The sequence below is a fragment of the Stenotrophomonas sp. NPDC047960 genome (assembly GCF_043204395.1).
Taxonomy (GTDB): Bacteria; Pseudomonadota; Gammaproteobacteria; order Xanthomonadales; family Xanthomonadaceae; genus Stenotrophomonas.
In genome coordinates, this window is the sequence record NZ_JBIDBX010000005.1 from 394,032 (window position 1) to 407,410 (window position 13,379).

At 66.3% G+C, this 13,379-nt stretch carries 14 protein-coding genes; 8 read left to right on the forward strand and 6 right to left on the reverse strand.

Annotated elements, in window-relative coordinates:
- The first annotated feature begins 13 nt into the window (after window positions 1–13).
- From ACGFZ3_RS13575 to map, 4 genes are read left to right on the forward strand one after another with little or no spacing between them, the layout of a single operon-like run.
- The gene (locus ACGFZ3_RS13575) at window positions 14–2,302 is read left to right on the forward strand and encodes an Orn/Lys/Arg decarboxylase N-terminal domain-containing protein (RefSeq protein WP_392921924.1); all 2,289 of its coding nucleotides are present in this window, start codon (window positions 14–16) and stop codon (window positions 2,300–2,302) included.
- 26 nt (window positions 2,303–2,328) lie between these two features.
- Complete coding sequence (locus tag ACGFZ3_RS13580) at window positions 2,329–3,231, forward strand: cation diffusion facilitator family transporter (protein WP_392921927.1); 903 nt, start codon at window positions 2,329–2,331, stop codon at window positions 3,229–3,231.
- A gap of 48 nt (window positions 3,232–3,279) precedes the next feature.
- Window positions 3,280–3,492, forward strand: a complete 213-nt coding sequence (locus ACGFZ3_RS13585; RefSeq protein ID WP_068852612.1) for a ParD-like family protein — start codon at window positions 3,280–3,282, stop codon at window positions 3,490–3,492.
- Window positions 3,489–4,259 (forward strand): type I methionyl aminopeptidase, encoded by a 771-nt coding sequence (gene map, locus ACGFZ3_RS13590; protein ID WP_392921929.1) that lies wholly within the window; start codon window positions 3,489–3,491, stop codon window positions 4,257–4,259. The genes ACGFZ3_RS13585 and map overlap by 4 nt, the downstream gene beginning before the upstream one ends.
- 41 nt (window positions 4,260–4,300) lie before the next feature.
- Here map and ACGFZ3_RS13595 read toward each other — a convergent pair whose 3' ends face one another.
- Window positions 4,301–5,080, reverse strand: a complete 780-nt coding sequence (locus ACGFZ3_RS13595; RefSeq protein WP_392921932.1) for a LytR/AlgR family response regulator transcription factor — start codon at window positions 5,078–5,080, stop codon at window positions 4,301–4,303.
- Window positions 5,077–6,201, reverse strand: a complete 1,125-nt coding sequence (locus ACGFZ3_RS13600; RefSeq protein WP_392921935.1) for a sensor histidine kinase — start codon at window positions 6,199–6,201, stop codon at window positions 5,077–5,079. The genes ACGFZ3_RS13595 and ACGFZ3_RS13600 overlap by 4 nt, the downstream gene beginning before the upstream one ends.
- A 73-nt stretch (window positions 6,202–6,274) precedes the next feature.
- Between ACGFZ3_RS13600 and ACGFZ3_RS13605 the strand changes: the two genes are divergently transcribed.
- Window positions 6,275–6,709 (forward strand): hypothetical protein, encoded by a 435-nt coding sequence (locus ACGFZ3_RS13605; RefSeq protein WP_392921938.1) that lies wholly within the window; start codon window positions 6,275–6,277, stop codon window positions 6,707–6,709.
- Window positions 6,710–6,847: 138 nt separating this feature from the next.
- Here the strand turns inward: ACGFZ3_RS13605 and ACGFZ3_RS13610 are convergent, their stop codons facing one another.
- Window positions 6,848–7,816, reverse strand: a complete 969-nt coding sequence (locus ACGFZ3_RS13610; RefSeq protein WP_392921941.1) for a LysR substrate-binding domain-containing protein — start codon at window positions 7,814–7,816, stop codon at window positions 6,848–6,850.
- Window positions 7,817–7,930: 114 nt separating this feature from the next.
- Here ACGFZ3_RS13610 and ACGFZ3_RS13615 point away from each other — a divergent pair, with 114 nt between their 5' ends.
- Window positions 7,931–8,332 carry a RidA family protein gene (locus ACGFZ3_RS13615; RefSeq protein WP_392921943.1) on the forward strand — a complete coding sequence of 134 codons (402 nt, stop codon included), beginning with the start codon at window positions 7,931–7,933 and terminating at the stop codon, window positions 8,330–8,332.
- A 246-nt stretch (window positions 8,333–8,578) separates the two neighbouring features.
- Window positions 8,579–10,756, forward strand: coding sequence for a hypothetical protein (locus tag ACGFZ3_RS13620; RefSeq protein ID WP_392921946.1), 2,178 nt, complete (start codon window positions 8,579–8,581; stop codon window positions 10,754–10,756).
- A gap of 9 nt (window positions 10,757–10,765) precedes the next feature.
- On the opposite strand, the gene ACGFZ3_RS13625 is transcribed toward ACGFZ3_RS13620, so the two are convergent.
- Window positions 10,766–10,951, reverse strand: coding sequence for a hypothetical protein (locus tag ACGFZ3_RS13625; protein WP_392922044.1), 186 nt, complete (start codon window positions 10,949–10,951; stop codon window positions 10,766–10,768).
- A 98-nt stretch (window positions 10,952–11,049) separates the two neighbouring features.
- Here ACGFZ3_RS13625 and ACGFZ3_RS13630 point away from each other — a divergent pair, with 98 nt between their 5' ends.
- Window positions 11,050–11,949 (forward strand): LysR substrate-binding domain-containing protein, encoded by a 900-nt coding sequence (locus tag ACGFZ3_RS13630; protein WP_392921950.1) that lies wholly within the window; start codon window positions 11,050–11,052, stop codon window positions 11,947–11,949.
- Between the two features lie 19 nt (window positions 11,950–11,968).
- Here ACGFZ3_RS13630 and ACGFZ3_RS13635 read toward each other — a convergent pair whose 3' ends face one another.
- Window positions 11,969–12,736 (reverse strand): YggS family pyridoxal phosphate-dependent enzyme, encoded by a 768-nt coding sequence (locus ACGFZ3_RS13635; RefSeq protein ID WP_392921953.1) that lies wholly within the window; start codon window positions 12,734–12,736, stop codon window positions 11,969–11,971.
- A 55-nt stretch (window positions 12,737–12,791) separates the two neighbouring features.
- Entirely contained in the window at window positions 12,792–13,298 is a 507-nt protein-coding gene (locus ACGFZ3_RS13640) for a hypothetical protein (protein WP_392921956.1), read from the reverse strand.
- Window positions 13,299–13,379: the final 81 nt, after the last annotated feature.

Below are 13,379 nucleotides of genomic sequence, written 5' to 3' on the forward strand. Positions count from 1 at the left end.
CAGGAGAAATGCTGTGTACTTCAAGTCTCTGGATTACCCGATCATCGTCATCGACGATGACTACGAGTCCCCGCGCATCGGCGGCATCCTGATCCGCGCGCTGGTCGAGGAACTGCGTGGCAACGAGCAGCGCGTGCTGTGCGGGCTCACCCTGGCCGACGCCCAGGCCGGCGCGCGCACGTATGTAGCTGCCTCGGCGGTACTGATCTCCATCGACGGCACCGAGGACAAGCCCGGTGAGTTCCAGCGCCTGCTGGGCTTCCTGCGTGAGCAGAGTGCACGCCGCGCCGGGCTGCCGGTGTTCCTCTATGGCGAGCGCCGCACCATCGAGAAAGTGCCGAGCAAGCTGCTCAAGTACGTGCACGGCTACATCTTCCTGTTCGAGGACACCAAGAGTTTCATCTCACGGCAGGTGATGCGCGCGGCGGAAGACTACATGCAGCAGCTGCTGCCGCCGTTCTTCAAGGCGTTGATCCACCACACTGCCGATTCCAATTACTCCTGGCACACTCCTGGCCACGCCGGCGGGGTAGCCTTCACCAAATCTCCCGTCGGGCGCGCGTTCCACCAGTTCTACGGTGAGAATACGCTGCGCAGCGACCTGTCGATCTCCGTTCCGGAGCTGGGCTCGCTGCTTGACCACAGCGGGCCGATCAAGGAAGCCGAGAACGAGGCGGCGCGCAACTTTGGCGCCGACCACACCTTCTTCGTCACCAACGGCACCTCCACCGCCAACAAGATCGTGTGGCATGGCACGGTGGGGCGGGGCGATGTGGTGTTCGTTGACCGCAACTGCCACAAATCGCTGCTGCATTCGCTGATCATGACCGGCGGCGTGCCCGTGTACTTCACCCCCAGCCGTAATGCGCACGGCATCATCGGGCCGATCAGCCTGGACCAGTTCACCCCCGAGGCGCTGCAGCAGGCCATCGCCGCCAACCCGCTGGCCAGCAAGGCGTTCCGCGCCGGCTCCAAGCCACGGATCGCGGTGGTGACCAATTCCACGTACGACGGGCTGTGCTACAACGCCGAGAAGATCGCCGATGAGATCGGCAGTGCGGTGGACTTCCTTCACTTCGACGAGGCCTGGTACGCCTACGCCGCCTTCCATCCATTCTATGAGAACCATTACGGCATGGCCAAGGGCAAGCCGCGTGGTCAGGATGCGATCATTTTCACTACCCATTCCACCCACAAGCTGTTGGCCGCGTTCTCGCAGGCCTCGATGATCCACGTGCGCAATGCCGCCACCCGCGAGCTGGATGCTGAACGCTTCAACGAAGCCTTCATGATGCACACTACCACCAGCCCGCATTACGGGGTGATTGCGGCCTGCGACGTGGCGTCCAAGATGATGGAAGGCGCGGCGGGCGAGTCGCTGGTGCAGGAAATGCACGATGAGGCGATCGCCTTCCGCCGCGCGATGCTGCACGTGCGCGAAGACCTGGGCCGCGACGACTGGTGGTTCAGCGTGTGGCAGCCGGACAAGCTGGAACGCTCGCTGGCCAAAGGCGATACCCCCGCGCCGATGGTGGCCAAGCGCGAGGAGTGGTACCTGCAGCCCGATGCACACTGGCACGGGTTCGACGGGCTGGTCGAGGACTATGTGCTGATCGACCCGATCAAGGTGACCCTGCTCACCCCGGGGCTGTCCATCGATGGCGACCTGGGCGTGCTCGGCATCCCGGCGGCCGTGCTGAGCAAGTTCCTGTGGACGCGCGGCATCACAGTGGAGAAGACCAACCTGTACTCGGTGTTGTTCCTGTTCTCGATGGGCATCACCAAGGGCAAGTGGAGCACGCTGGTCACCGAGCTGATGGCGTTCAAGGAGCTGTTCGACAGTAACGCGCCGCTGACCCGCGCGCTGCCCGGGCTGGCCGCCGACTATCCGGACACTTACGCCGGGTGGGGCCTGCGCGACCTGTGCACGGCACTGCACGCGTTCAACCGCGAGTTCGCCGTGGCCCAGGTGATGCGCGAAATGTACGTGGATCTTCCCGAGCCGGTGATGACCCCGGCCGAGGCCTACGACCACCTGGTGCGCGGCCAGATCGAGCGGGTTGATATCGAGGCGATCAGCGGGCGCATCGCCGGGACCATGCTGGTGCCCTATCCGCCGGGCATTCCCACGATCATGCCGGGTGAACGTTTCGGTGCACCGGACGAGCCGATCATCCAGTCGCTGCGCATTGCCCGGGAACAGAATGCGCGCTTCCCGGGCTTCGAGTCGGACGTTCACGGGCTTATCATCGACCGTGACGGCGACGTGCCGAGTTACAAGGTGGAGGTGCTGAAGACCTGAGCGTCAGCCAGGATCTTCGGCAGGCGATGGATACAGCACGCGAGCAGCGGATCCTTAAATTCTCGATCGGGGTGACGGTGGCGGTCAGCGCCACCGGCTTCATCGGCGGCCTGCTCGTCGGGTCGCAGGCGATCCTGTTCGACGGGGTATACAGCCTGGTCGATGTGGCGCTCACGCTGGTGGCATTGGCCGTGCTGCGCCTGCTGGGGCGCGAGGGCAGCCCACGCTTCCAGTATGGCTATTGGCACCTGGAACCGATGGTGGAAGCGCTGGGCGGGGCGATCCTCGCGCTGGCCTGCATCTATGCGCTTGCCAATTCGATCATTGGGCTGACCACCGGCGGGCACGTGATCCGTGCCGGGCCGGCCTTGATGTGGGCGACACTGTTGTGCGTGAGCAACCTGGGCATGGCCGCGTTCGTCCGCGTGCATGCCGCGCGGCTGAACTCGCCGCTGCTGTGGCTGGACGTACGCGCCTGGCTGCTCAGCGGCATGATGAGCCTGGCAGTGGTGCTGGCCTTTGCGCTGGCGCTGTTGCTGGACGACGGCGACCACGCGCATTGGATTCCATTCCTGGACCCGCTGGTGCTGGCGATCATCAGCCTGGCGGTGCTGCCGGTGCCGCTGCGCGGTGCGTGGAAAGCGATGCGCGAGGTGCTGCAGGTGGCACCCGATACGCTGGACGCGCGCGTGCAGGCGGTGATGACGCAGTTCGTGGCCGAGCACGGCTATCTCGGTTACACCAGCCACGTGGCCAAGATGGGCCGGATGCGTTTCGTGGAAATCCACATTCTTACCCACCCGGAGACGGTGATCGGCACCATCGGCAGCGTCGATGCGCTGCGCGATGACATCGCGGAACGGCTGGATGCCCGCGGCGGCGAGTTCTGGCTGACCATTGATTTCACCGCGGACCCCGCCTGGACCTGACATATACGCATTGTATATGATGCGTATATTCCCTACCTGAGATACCCCATGGGCATCGTCAACATCGACGACGAACTGCACGACAACCTGCGCCGCGCCAGTGGCGTGTCCGGCCGCTCGATCAACGCCCAGGCCGGCTTCTGGATCAAGGTGGGCATGCTCTGCGAAATGAACCCGGGCATGAGCTATCAGGAGATCGTGAACCGGGAACTGCGCGCGGCGGGAGTCGACCCCGGTGCCCTGCGGGTAGCGGTTGCGTGATCAAGACGCTGGAGGAGCAGGCGCTGATGCGGGCGTCGGGACGGTTGTTGGCGTCGGTATTCGAGGCGCTGGACCGGCTGCGGCTGGAAGGCATGAGCACGCTGCAGGTGAACGACTGGGTGGAGCGCTTCATCGTCGATACGCTGCACGCGCGACCGGCCAGCAAGGGCCAGTACGGGTTTGCCCATGTGCTCAACAGCTCGGTGGACAACGTGGTCTGCCATGGCGTGCCCTCGGCAGACGAGATTCTGCGCGGCGGCAGCATCGTCAACCTGGACATCACGCTGGAGAAGGATGGTTTCATCGCCGATTCCAGCAAGACCTACCTGATCGGCGAGGTCGATTTCCAGGCGAAGCGTCTGGTGCGGGTGACCCGCGAAGCCATGTGGAAAGGCATTGCGGTGGTGCGGCCAGGGGCAACGCTCGGCGACGTCGGCTTTGCCATCCAGCAGCATGCCAAGGCACACGGCTACAGCGTGGTGCGCGAGTTCTGCGGGCACGGTATAGGACGTGAGATGCACGAAGAGCCACAGGTGCTGCATTACGGCAAGCGCGGCAGCGGTGTGGAGCTGGAGCCGGGCATGACCTTTACCATTGAGCCGATGATCAACCAGGGCCGTGCCGCGATCGACATGAGCGAGGACGGCTGGACCGTGACCACCCGTGACGGGAAGCTGTCGGCGCAGGCCGAGCACACGGTGCTGGTGACTGAAACCGGTGTGGAGGTGTTGACCCTGCGCGAAGGCGAGCGCACGCCGACGGCGTAGAGCCGCCCTCTGCGTGGCTGCTTCTCCTGGGGGATCACGCGCTACGGTAGTTCCCGGGTGGACACCAGCTTGAGGAACGCCTCGTTCTGGTAGCGGCTCATGCGCAACTGCTGGCCGGTGTCCAGGGTGACCACGTGGTGGCCGTTGAACCAGGGGTGGATCGCCTTGACCCGCCGGATGTTGACGATGGCCGAGCGGTGAACGCGGGCGAAGTGGCGCGGGTCCAGTCGCGCGGCGAGGGCGGACAGGGTGCCGCGGTGTTCGTGCATGCGTCCTGCCAGGTGGATCTCGGCAATGTTGCGCGCGGCCTTGATCCATACGATTTCGTCGACATTGACCAGCACCACGTGTTCGTCGACCCGGACCGGGATCCGTTGCAGGTATTCATCGCGCTGGCGCAATGCGTCAAGTGCCTGCAGCAGCTGCGTGGCCGTCTGCACGCTGGGGCCTGCCGCCGCCGAGAGGCGTTGCCGGGCGCGCTGCAGGGTGGCGGCGAAGCGTTCGCGGCTGAACGGCTTGACCAGGTAGTCCACCGCATTGGCTTCGAATGCCTTGACTGCATACTGCTCGTACGCCGTAACGAACACGGTGGCCGGCATGCGCTCGGCACCGATGGTGGCCACCACATCCAGTCCGGTGATCGCCGGCATCTGGATGTCCAGGAAGACCAGGTCCGGCGAGTGTTCGCGGATCGCCTTCACCGCGGATACGCCGTCGCCACATTCGCCCAGCAGTTCGATCTCCGGGTCGTCGGCAAGCAGGCGCACGATCGCGCGGCGCGCGAGCGGCTCGTCGTCCACCACCAGTACCGAGAGGGTCATGCCGGCGCCACTCCCGCCGTGAACTCCGGCGCTTCGTCTTCCATTTCCAGCGTCCGGAAGGGCAGCCGCACGCGGCAGGCCACGCCATCGGGCCAGATCATGTCCAGCCGCACGTCGGCGGCGTCGCCATACAGTTCCTTCAGGCGCAGCCTGGTGTTGGACATGCCGATGCCATGGCCTGCGGGCGCGCCGGGCGTGGCGTCAAGCGTGCTGTTGCGGTTGCGCACTTCAATGCACAGCACATCGCCGTCGCGCCGCGTTTCGATCTCGATCACGTCACTGCCCACGCGCTGCCCGATGCCGTGGCGCACCGCGTTTTCCACCAGCGGCTGCAGCAGCAGGCTGGGCACCGCGCAGTCGAGGGTGTCCGGGGCAATATAGGTGCGCGTGGTCAGCCGGTCCTTGAAACGGATCCGCTGGATGCCCAGGTACAGCTCGATCAGATCCAGTTCCTGGCGCAGGGGGATCTCCTGGCCGTCATAGTCTTCCAGGAAGGCGCGCAGCAGCTCGCTCAGGCGCAGCAGCATGTCCTCGGCCGAGACCGTGTCCTCGTCGAGCAGGGTGATGATGGCGTGCAGCGTATTGAACAGAAAATGCGGCTGCAGCTGGGATTTCAGCGCCAGCAGGCGCGATTGCGCCAGTTCGGTGGCGAGCCGGCTGGCGTCCATGTCGCGGCGCGCTTTTTCGGCCTGGAAGTGCAGTGCCTGCTGCAGCGCGAACAGCGCCCAGTAGGTGAGCAGCCCGATGGCGAAATGCTGGGCGAGGAAATACCCGAGCTGTTCGATGAAGCCGCTGGGTTCGAACAGCGCGGAGGCCGCGGCGCCGATCGACATCGCGCCGAAGGTCACCGCCAGGCTGGCCAGTGCCTGCCGGCCCAGGCCGAGCAGGCGGCGTTGGGGATCCATCGGGTAGCGCTCGGCCAGGCGGAACACCAGCGGTGCCAGTGCCGCCCAGGTGTACCACTGGATCATCGCCCAGCGCAGGTGCACCAGTAACGGCCAGCTGTTGCCGTGCAGCCCATCGCTGAGCGAATGCTGCACGGCAAACACCAGCGCCACGGCCGTCCACAGCAGCAGGTAGCGTGAGAGGCTGATCGACGTACTGCCAAGGTGAACCATCATGGCCGGTATCCAGGACGCCCGGCACGGCGGGGCACGGCCATCTTAGGCGTGCGGGCGGGGACGGAGAAGCGCCATGAGTGCCCATTACGATTGGTCCTGCCGGGACGACGATTCGTCCCGGATCGATGGCGCGCCGGTGGTCGCGCGCGGCCTGATGGCGGCGAATCCCAACCGCGGAGATGCCGCCATGTTCCCGATCCGTCTTGCCGTCCTGTCCAGCCTGCTGCTTGCCAGTACTGTGAACGCCGCTGCGCCGCGGTACCTCACGCTGCTCAACCGCGCCCATGACAGCATTACCACGCTGGAAGTGGCCACCGCCGGCAGCGGTGCGTTCGAGCAGCGTCCGATCGACAGCGTGGACGGTGGCGGGGGAAGCACCACGGTGCGCCTCGGCGACGCCGGCTGCCGCTTCGACCTGCGTCTGCAGTTTCGTAACGGCCGTAGGGCGATCTATCACGGCGTGAACGCATGCAAGGGCGATACGCTGGTGATCGCGCCGCTTCGGTAATGCCAATGTCTGGTTGGCCGGTGCCTATGGCGCGTATCGGCACGGTGACGCATGGATCTTCGGCGAAGCAACGTTTCCGCCCAGGGTCATGCGTTACCGTGCTGATCAACTCTATCGGCAGTCGTCTGGGAACCGACCCTACCCATCCCGTGTCGGTTCGATATCGACATGGGCCGGCAGTATCACCGGTACGTGTTCGGCCATCAGGGCCGCTACCCAGTCGACGAAGACGCGGAGCTTGGCGCTGACGTGGCGGTTGGGGCGGAAGGCGATGTGCAGTGGCATCGGGTCGACCTGCCAGTCGGTGAGCACGCGCACCAGTTCGCCGCGTTCGGCGTGCGCGGCGGCAACGTAATCGGGCAGCCAGAGCACGCCGAGCCCGGCCACGCCGGCGGCCAGGTAGGCGTTGCCGTCGTCGACGGCCAGCTGATGGCGGCCGTGCACGGTCAGCGTCTCTTCGCCTCGCCGCAGCGCGTAGGGCATGGCCCCTGCACGCCGCGAGCCCCGGTAACCGACGATGCGATGCGGTTCGGCTTCCAATCCCTTGGGATGGTCGGGCATGCCAACCGTGGCCAGGTACTGCGGCGCGGCGTACAGCCCTGCCTGCAGGTCGCCGATGTGCCGTGCCACCAGCGAAGGGTCGGTGAGTACGCCGCCGCGGATCACGCAGTCCACGTTTTCATCGATCAGGTCGACGTTGCGATCACTGACCCCCAGGTCCAGCTGGATGTCCGGATACCTCGCCTGAAAGCCGGGCAGGGCCGGCACCAGCAGGAACCGCGCCAGCGGTGCGGGAACGTCTACCCGCAAGCGGCCGCGCGGGCTGGCCGCAAAGCTGGAGAGGCTGGTTTCGGCATCGTCCAGATCGGCCAGCAGGCGCGACACGTGCTCGTAGTACGCCGCCCCATCGTCGGTCACATTGACCTGGCGGGTGGTGCGGTTGAGCAGGCGCACACGCAGCCGCGCTTCCAGCTGCTGCACCAGCTGGGTCACCGTGGTGCGGCTCATATGCAGGGTCTGGGCGGCCCGGGTGAAGCTGCCGGTCTCCACGACCCGGGCAAAGGCCTGCATGGCATCGAAACGGTCCATCGGCACTCCTGCGGTCAATTGTTTGGATTCTACAAACAGTGATGGACAAGGTTGGTGGTTTATCGGCCGGGCCGGGGCGCCTACCGTGGATATATCCCATCACCCGGGGCAAAAACCCCTTTGGAGTCTGCAATGGCAAGTCGCGACGTCGTGTTCCCCTCCGGCCGACAGGACCTGTACGCCCGCTACCGTTACTCGCCGGCGGTGCGGTCCAACGGCTTCCTGTTCGTGTCCGGCCAGGTCGGGAGCCGCGAGGACGGTTCGCCCGAACCGGGCCTGGAAGCACAGGTGCACAAGCTGTTCGAGAACCTCAACGCAGTGCTGGCGGCCGCCGGCTGCACGTTCGACGATGTGGTGGACGTGACTGTCTTCATGATCGACCCGGACCGCATCCTGGAGCGGGTGTGGCCGGTGGTGCTCGAGTACTGGGGCGAGGCGCCCCATCCCGCCTTGACCGCAGTGGGCGTGACCTGGCTGAGCGGGTTCGACGTGGAATTCAAGGTCGTGGCCAAGCTGCCCGAAGCCGAAGCCTGACCGCCCTTCGCATGCGTCACGGGACAACGGCAGGCCGGCGCAACGGTCCGCCGTTTTCTTTTGCGCGTGCAGGTTCAGTCCACTTGATCCGGATGGGAACAAGCTGGAATTGTGGCAGCCGATGGCATGGGACCCGGAGCGGCGGGCGGGTTGAGCGGCGTCGGGGGGGGGGGGGGGCGTCTTCACACGGCTCCGTCGCCCGGTTGTCGATAGTGGCGGCGTCACTCCGCTTCGTCGCAGAACTCCATGCCCCTGATTCCCGAGCGCGTCCGGCGCTGGCCCCGGCCATGGCGCGTGGCGTTGCTCTCGCTGCTGGCGCTGTATGCGCTGTACCTTGTTGCCGGCAATGTGTTCCTCAACACGCCGCTGTTCGATGCGGTCACCAACCGCAAACCTGAAAAATTCAGTCTGCAGACCGGTCCGGCGCTGACGCTGCTGCCGGGCCATGCGGTCGTCTGGAACATCCACATCCGCGGCCAGGCCAACCATACTGTCTACGTCTTCCGCGCCGACCGCGCGAGCGCGTGGATTTCGCTGGTGCACCTGTTCAACCGCGAGGTGCGCATTCCCGGCATCAACGCCACCGGCGTGGAAGCGGACATCCAGCGGGTGGAAAAGGCGATCCCGCCGCCACCGCGTGGTGACCGCGGCTGGAACATCCGCCTGGATGCGATCCACAGCGACAGCATCCGCAGTGGCCGCTTCGGCAAGTTGCTGATTGCCGGGCAGGGCCACGGCACGGTGGGCTTCCAGAAGCAGGTCAAGGGTGGGCCGTCCGAACTGTTCGATTCCACCGCTGGCTTCGAGCAGGCCACGGTCACCTACGATGGGGTCAGGCTGCTTGATGAGGCGCACCTGGCCGCACGCTTCCATTACCCGCGTCACTATCGGGACGAAGCCCCGGGCCTGCGCAAGTTCGGCATCACGTTCGCGCAGCTGCAGGTGGACGGGCGCAGCCAGGCGATCAGGATCGACACTGCCGGGCCCCACGTCAAGGTCGGCAGCGTGCCCGCCGAGGCACGGCTCACGGCAGATGTGGTGATGGACCGCGGCCTGCTGCAACCCGGCAGCCGGGTGGTGTGGCGAGTGCCGGTGCATGCCGGCGTCCATGCACCCGATCGCGGCCTGTTGTCGCTGCAGCTGGACGTGGCCCAGAACATGCGCGTGCAGGCACGCCTGCCGCGCGACCCGGACACAGGCAGCGAACTGCACGCGGACCTGCGCATCACCGGCCGGAAGATTCCGTTCGAAGCGCCGGCCGAACTGTTGCCGCGCCTGTCCGGGCAGGTACGCGGCGCGTGGCGGTTCGAGTCGCTGAACTGGATTGCCGACCTGTTCGTGCGCAAGCCTTGGTTCAAGCTGGAGGGTGGCGGTCTTCTGCAGGGTGACCTGCGCATCGATGATGGCCAGTTGGCGCCGGGCAGCACCCTGGAGGTGCCACAGGTGGCGGCGGTTGCCGAGGTAGCAGGCGTGCGCATGCAGGGCGATGCACATGCGGTGGGGCGCATCGTCGACGGTGCGCCGCCACAGGCGGAACTGAAGGTCGATATTCCCCGATTCCGGGCGGCGCCCAGCGATGCGCCCAAGGCGGTGCTGTTCGACGGCAAGGCGCTGGCGTTGACGCTCCGCGGCGATGCGCGGCTGCAGCAGCTGCGCGACGGGATGCGCGCCCAACTGCGTTTCAAGGATGCCCGCGTACCCGACCTGACTGCCTATAACCGCTATGTGGGCAATGATAACGTGCGCCTGCTCGGGGGTACCGCACTGCTCAGCGGTGAGGTCACGCTGGACGCTGCCGGACGGGTCGGGCAGGGCCGCGCGGACCTGCGCGGCACCGGTGCGCACATGCAGGCCGCCGGCCTGTCGTTGCGTGGCGATGCGCAGGTGAAGGCAAAGGTGCAGCGTGCCGACTTCGACAGCGGCCGGTTCGACCTCAGTGGCACTACGCTCAGCCTGCGCAACGTGCAGGTGGACGGCGATGCCGCCAAGGGCGGCTGGTGGGGCGAGGTCGATCTGCGCAGCGGACATATCCAGTCCGAAGCGCCGTTCCAGGTGGATGCGCGTGCCGACCTGCGGCTGCGGGACGCCGGGCCGCTGCTGGGTATCTACGCCGAGCGCAGCCAGTATCCGCGCTGGGTATTGGGGCTGCTCGATTCGGGCGAAGTGCAGGCCAGCGGCCAGCTGCGCTGGCGCCGCGAGCACTTGGCGGTGGACGACCTGCAGGCCGAAAACGAGCGGCTTTCGCTACGGGCACGACTGGACTTGGAGCAGGCGCAGCGCCGTGGCGACCTGTACCTGCGCTGGGGCCTGCTTGGGGCCGGCATCGAACTGGACGGCGGCAAGCGCACCTGGCACCTGTCCGGGGCGCGTGACTGGTACGACAGCCGGCCGCGGGTGCTGCCCGAGTCCAAGCTGGCCCCGTAAGGCGCGCTGTCAACGCCGTGCCGTGCCAACCTCGCAGGTAGTCGGAGCCGGTAGAGCCACGGCCTGCGTGGCTGTCCCTGCCACCCCCCGCGCCGCTTCACCCGCGGGCACCTTTTCTGGCTCCGCCAGCGCCTGCGCCAACGCCGTATCTGCGATATGCCCGTGCAGGAACAACAATCCGCTGTAGATGTTCATGTGTGTCCTCCACTTGAGTGGAGCTCACGATAGGGGCAGGATGGGAGACGTAAAAGCGATCCTTTCGCAAGTCTTTCTTGAACTGGATTCAAGTCGCCATGTCCCGTATCCCGCTGCAGCCTTTGCAGAATTTCGTCACCGCCGCACGTCTTGGCAACCTGACCCGGGCGGCCGATTCACTGAACCTCACTGTCAGTGCGCTCAGCCACCAGATGCGGCAGCTGGAGGAGCGCCTGGGCTATGCGCTGCTGCAGCGGCAGGCGCGCGGGGTGCGGGTGACCCCCGAAGGCCAGCGGTTGCTGGAGCAGGTGGGCCCGCACCTGGATGCGATCGCGCAGGCGCTGCAGCCGTTCGGCGCGCGCCACGACCGCGTGCTGTCGGTCAGTGCATTGCCGTCGATGGCCTCCAACTGGCTGGTGCCCCGGCTGGGTTCGTTCGTGGCCTGCCACCCGGAGATCGAATTCAACCTGGAATCCAGCGAACGGCTCACCGATTTTGATCGCCAGCTGCAGTGCGATGCCGCGTTGCGGGTCGGTGCCGGGCAGTGGAGTGGCCTGCATGTGGAGCCACTGTTCGATGAGTGGCTGATGCCGATGGCCAGCCCGTCACTGGTGGAGCGCATGGGTGGGCTGGGTGCGCTGCCGCTGGCGCAGTGGCCGCTGTTGGGGGATCCGGATGGCGAGTGGCAGCGCTGGTTCGCCTCGATCGGAGAGATGGCGCCGTCGCGCTACGTGGCCATGCTCAATGACTCTGAATCGCATCATCGTGCTGCGCTGGACGGCTTCGGGGTCGCGCTGGGGCGGGTGACGCGGGCGCGGCTGCTGCTGGATTCGGGGCAGTTGATTGCCCTGTCGCCGCACCGGTTGAAAACGCGCTGGTCGCATTGGCTGGTGTATCCGCCACGCTCGTCCACGCACCAGGGATTTCTGGCGTTTCGTGAGTGGTTGCATGCGCAGGCGGCAGAGCATGCACGGCATATGCAGGGGTTGGTGGGGTGACGGGACGCCGCGGCGCCGATCAACGCGCAGGCGTCGGCCAATACTGACTGTCCGGTGTGCTGCGCGCGCCGAAAATCGCCTGGCCTACACGTACCACCGTGGCGCCTTCCTCGATGGCGATCTCGAAATCGCCGGACATGCCCATCGACAGTTCGTCCAGGCTGATGCCTGACGGCAGGGTCGGACGCAGGCGGTCGCGCAGGTCGCGCAGGCGCACGAAACAGGGGCGCACCTGTTCGGGATCGGCCGAGAACAGCGCCAGGGTCATCAAGCCGCGTACGCGCAGGTGGGTGAAAGCGGGCAGCTGCTGCACGAAGTCGGCCACCTCGATCGGCTCCAATCCATATTTGCTGGCTTCGCCGGAGGAATTGACCTGCACGAACACGTCCAGCGTGCGGCCTTCCTGCGCCAGCCGCTGGTCCAGCGCCTGGGCTACGCGCAGGCTGTCCAGCGCCTGGAATTCGCTGGCAAAGCGGGCCACATCGCGCGCCTTGTTGGTCTGCAGGTGGCCGATCACCGACCAGCGGATGCCGAGGTCGGCCATCGCCTCGGCCTTGCCCTTGGCTTCCTGCACCTTGTTTTCGCCCAGCGTATCGCAGCCGGCCTGCACCGCCAGACGCAGCCGCGCTTCGTCCACGGTCTTGCTCACCGGCAGCAGCCGCACCGTGGCCGGATCACGTCCTGCGCGCACGCATGCGGCCGCGATGCGTGCGTGCACCGCCTCGAGGTTATGGCGGAAATCCTCAACGGTAGTGGCCTGCGGCCAGGCGGGGGCGACGATGGACATGACGTGTTCCGGAACAGGCGCGGCCCGCATTTTCGCACGGTGGGCAACGGCCGGATCAAGGCGCCGCGGTTGTCCCCGGACGGATGTAATGCGACTGCCCGTTGTCGTTGAGGAAGATCAGCTCCGGCTTGCCCTGCCAGGAGGTGAGCATGGCGCCGGTGCTGTTCTGGTGTTTGATCACCAGGGTGGCGCCGCGATCCGGGTTGGCGGTGATCTTGAACACTTCGGTGGTGCCCTTGGCATCATCCAGCGTGAGCGAGGCCTCATCGCCGACATCGGCGGTGCCATAGCTGCCACGCTCGGAGCCGTCGGCACCTAGCAGTGCCACGCCCGAAAGCGGGGACGCGCGCGGGCCCTGCGGGACACCCTTGCTGAGCGGGTCAGGCAGCGGCGCGCCGAGGACCACCCGGGCCTGGCCGCTGCCGTCCTGGATGACCAGCCCGCGCGCGGTGATCACCCGTTCGGCGGACTGGCTGCGGTGCAGCTGCACGGCGGTGTAGCCCGACACCAGCAGGGCAAGGCTGGACACCGCCAGTGTGGTGAGGGTGAGTGCGCGCGACATGGCAGGCTCCGGATCCTTGGATGGCAGCGACCATAGCCGAAGCCGTGATGACCGCACCAGTCGGAAAAGTCTGTATCTATC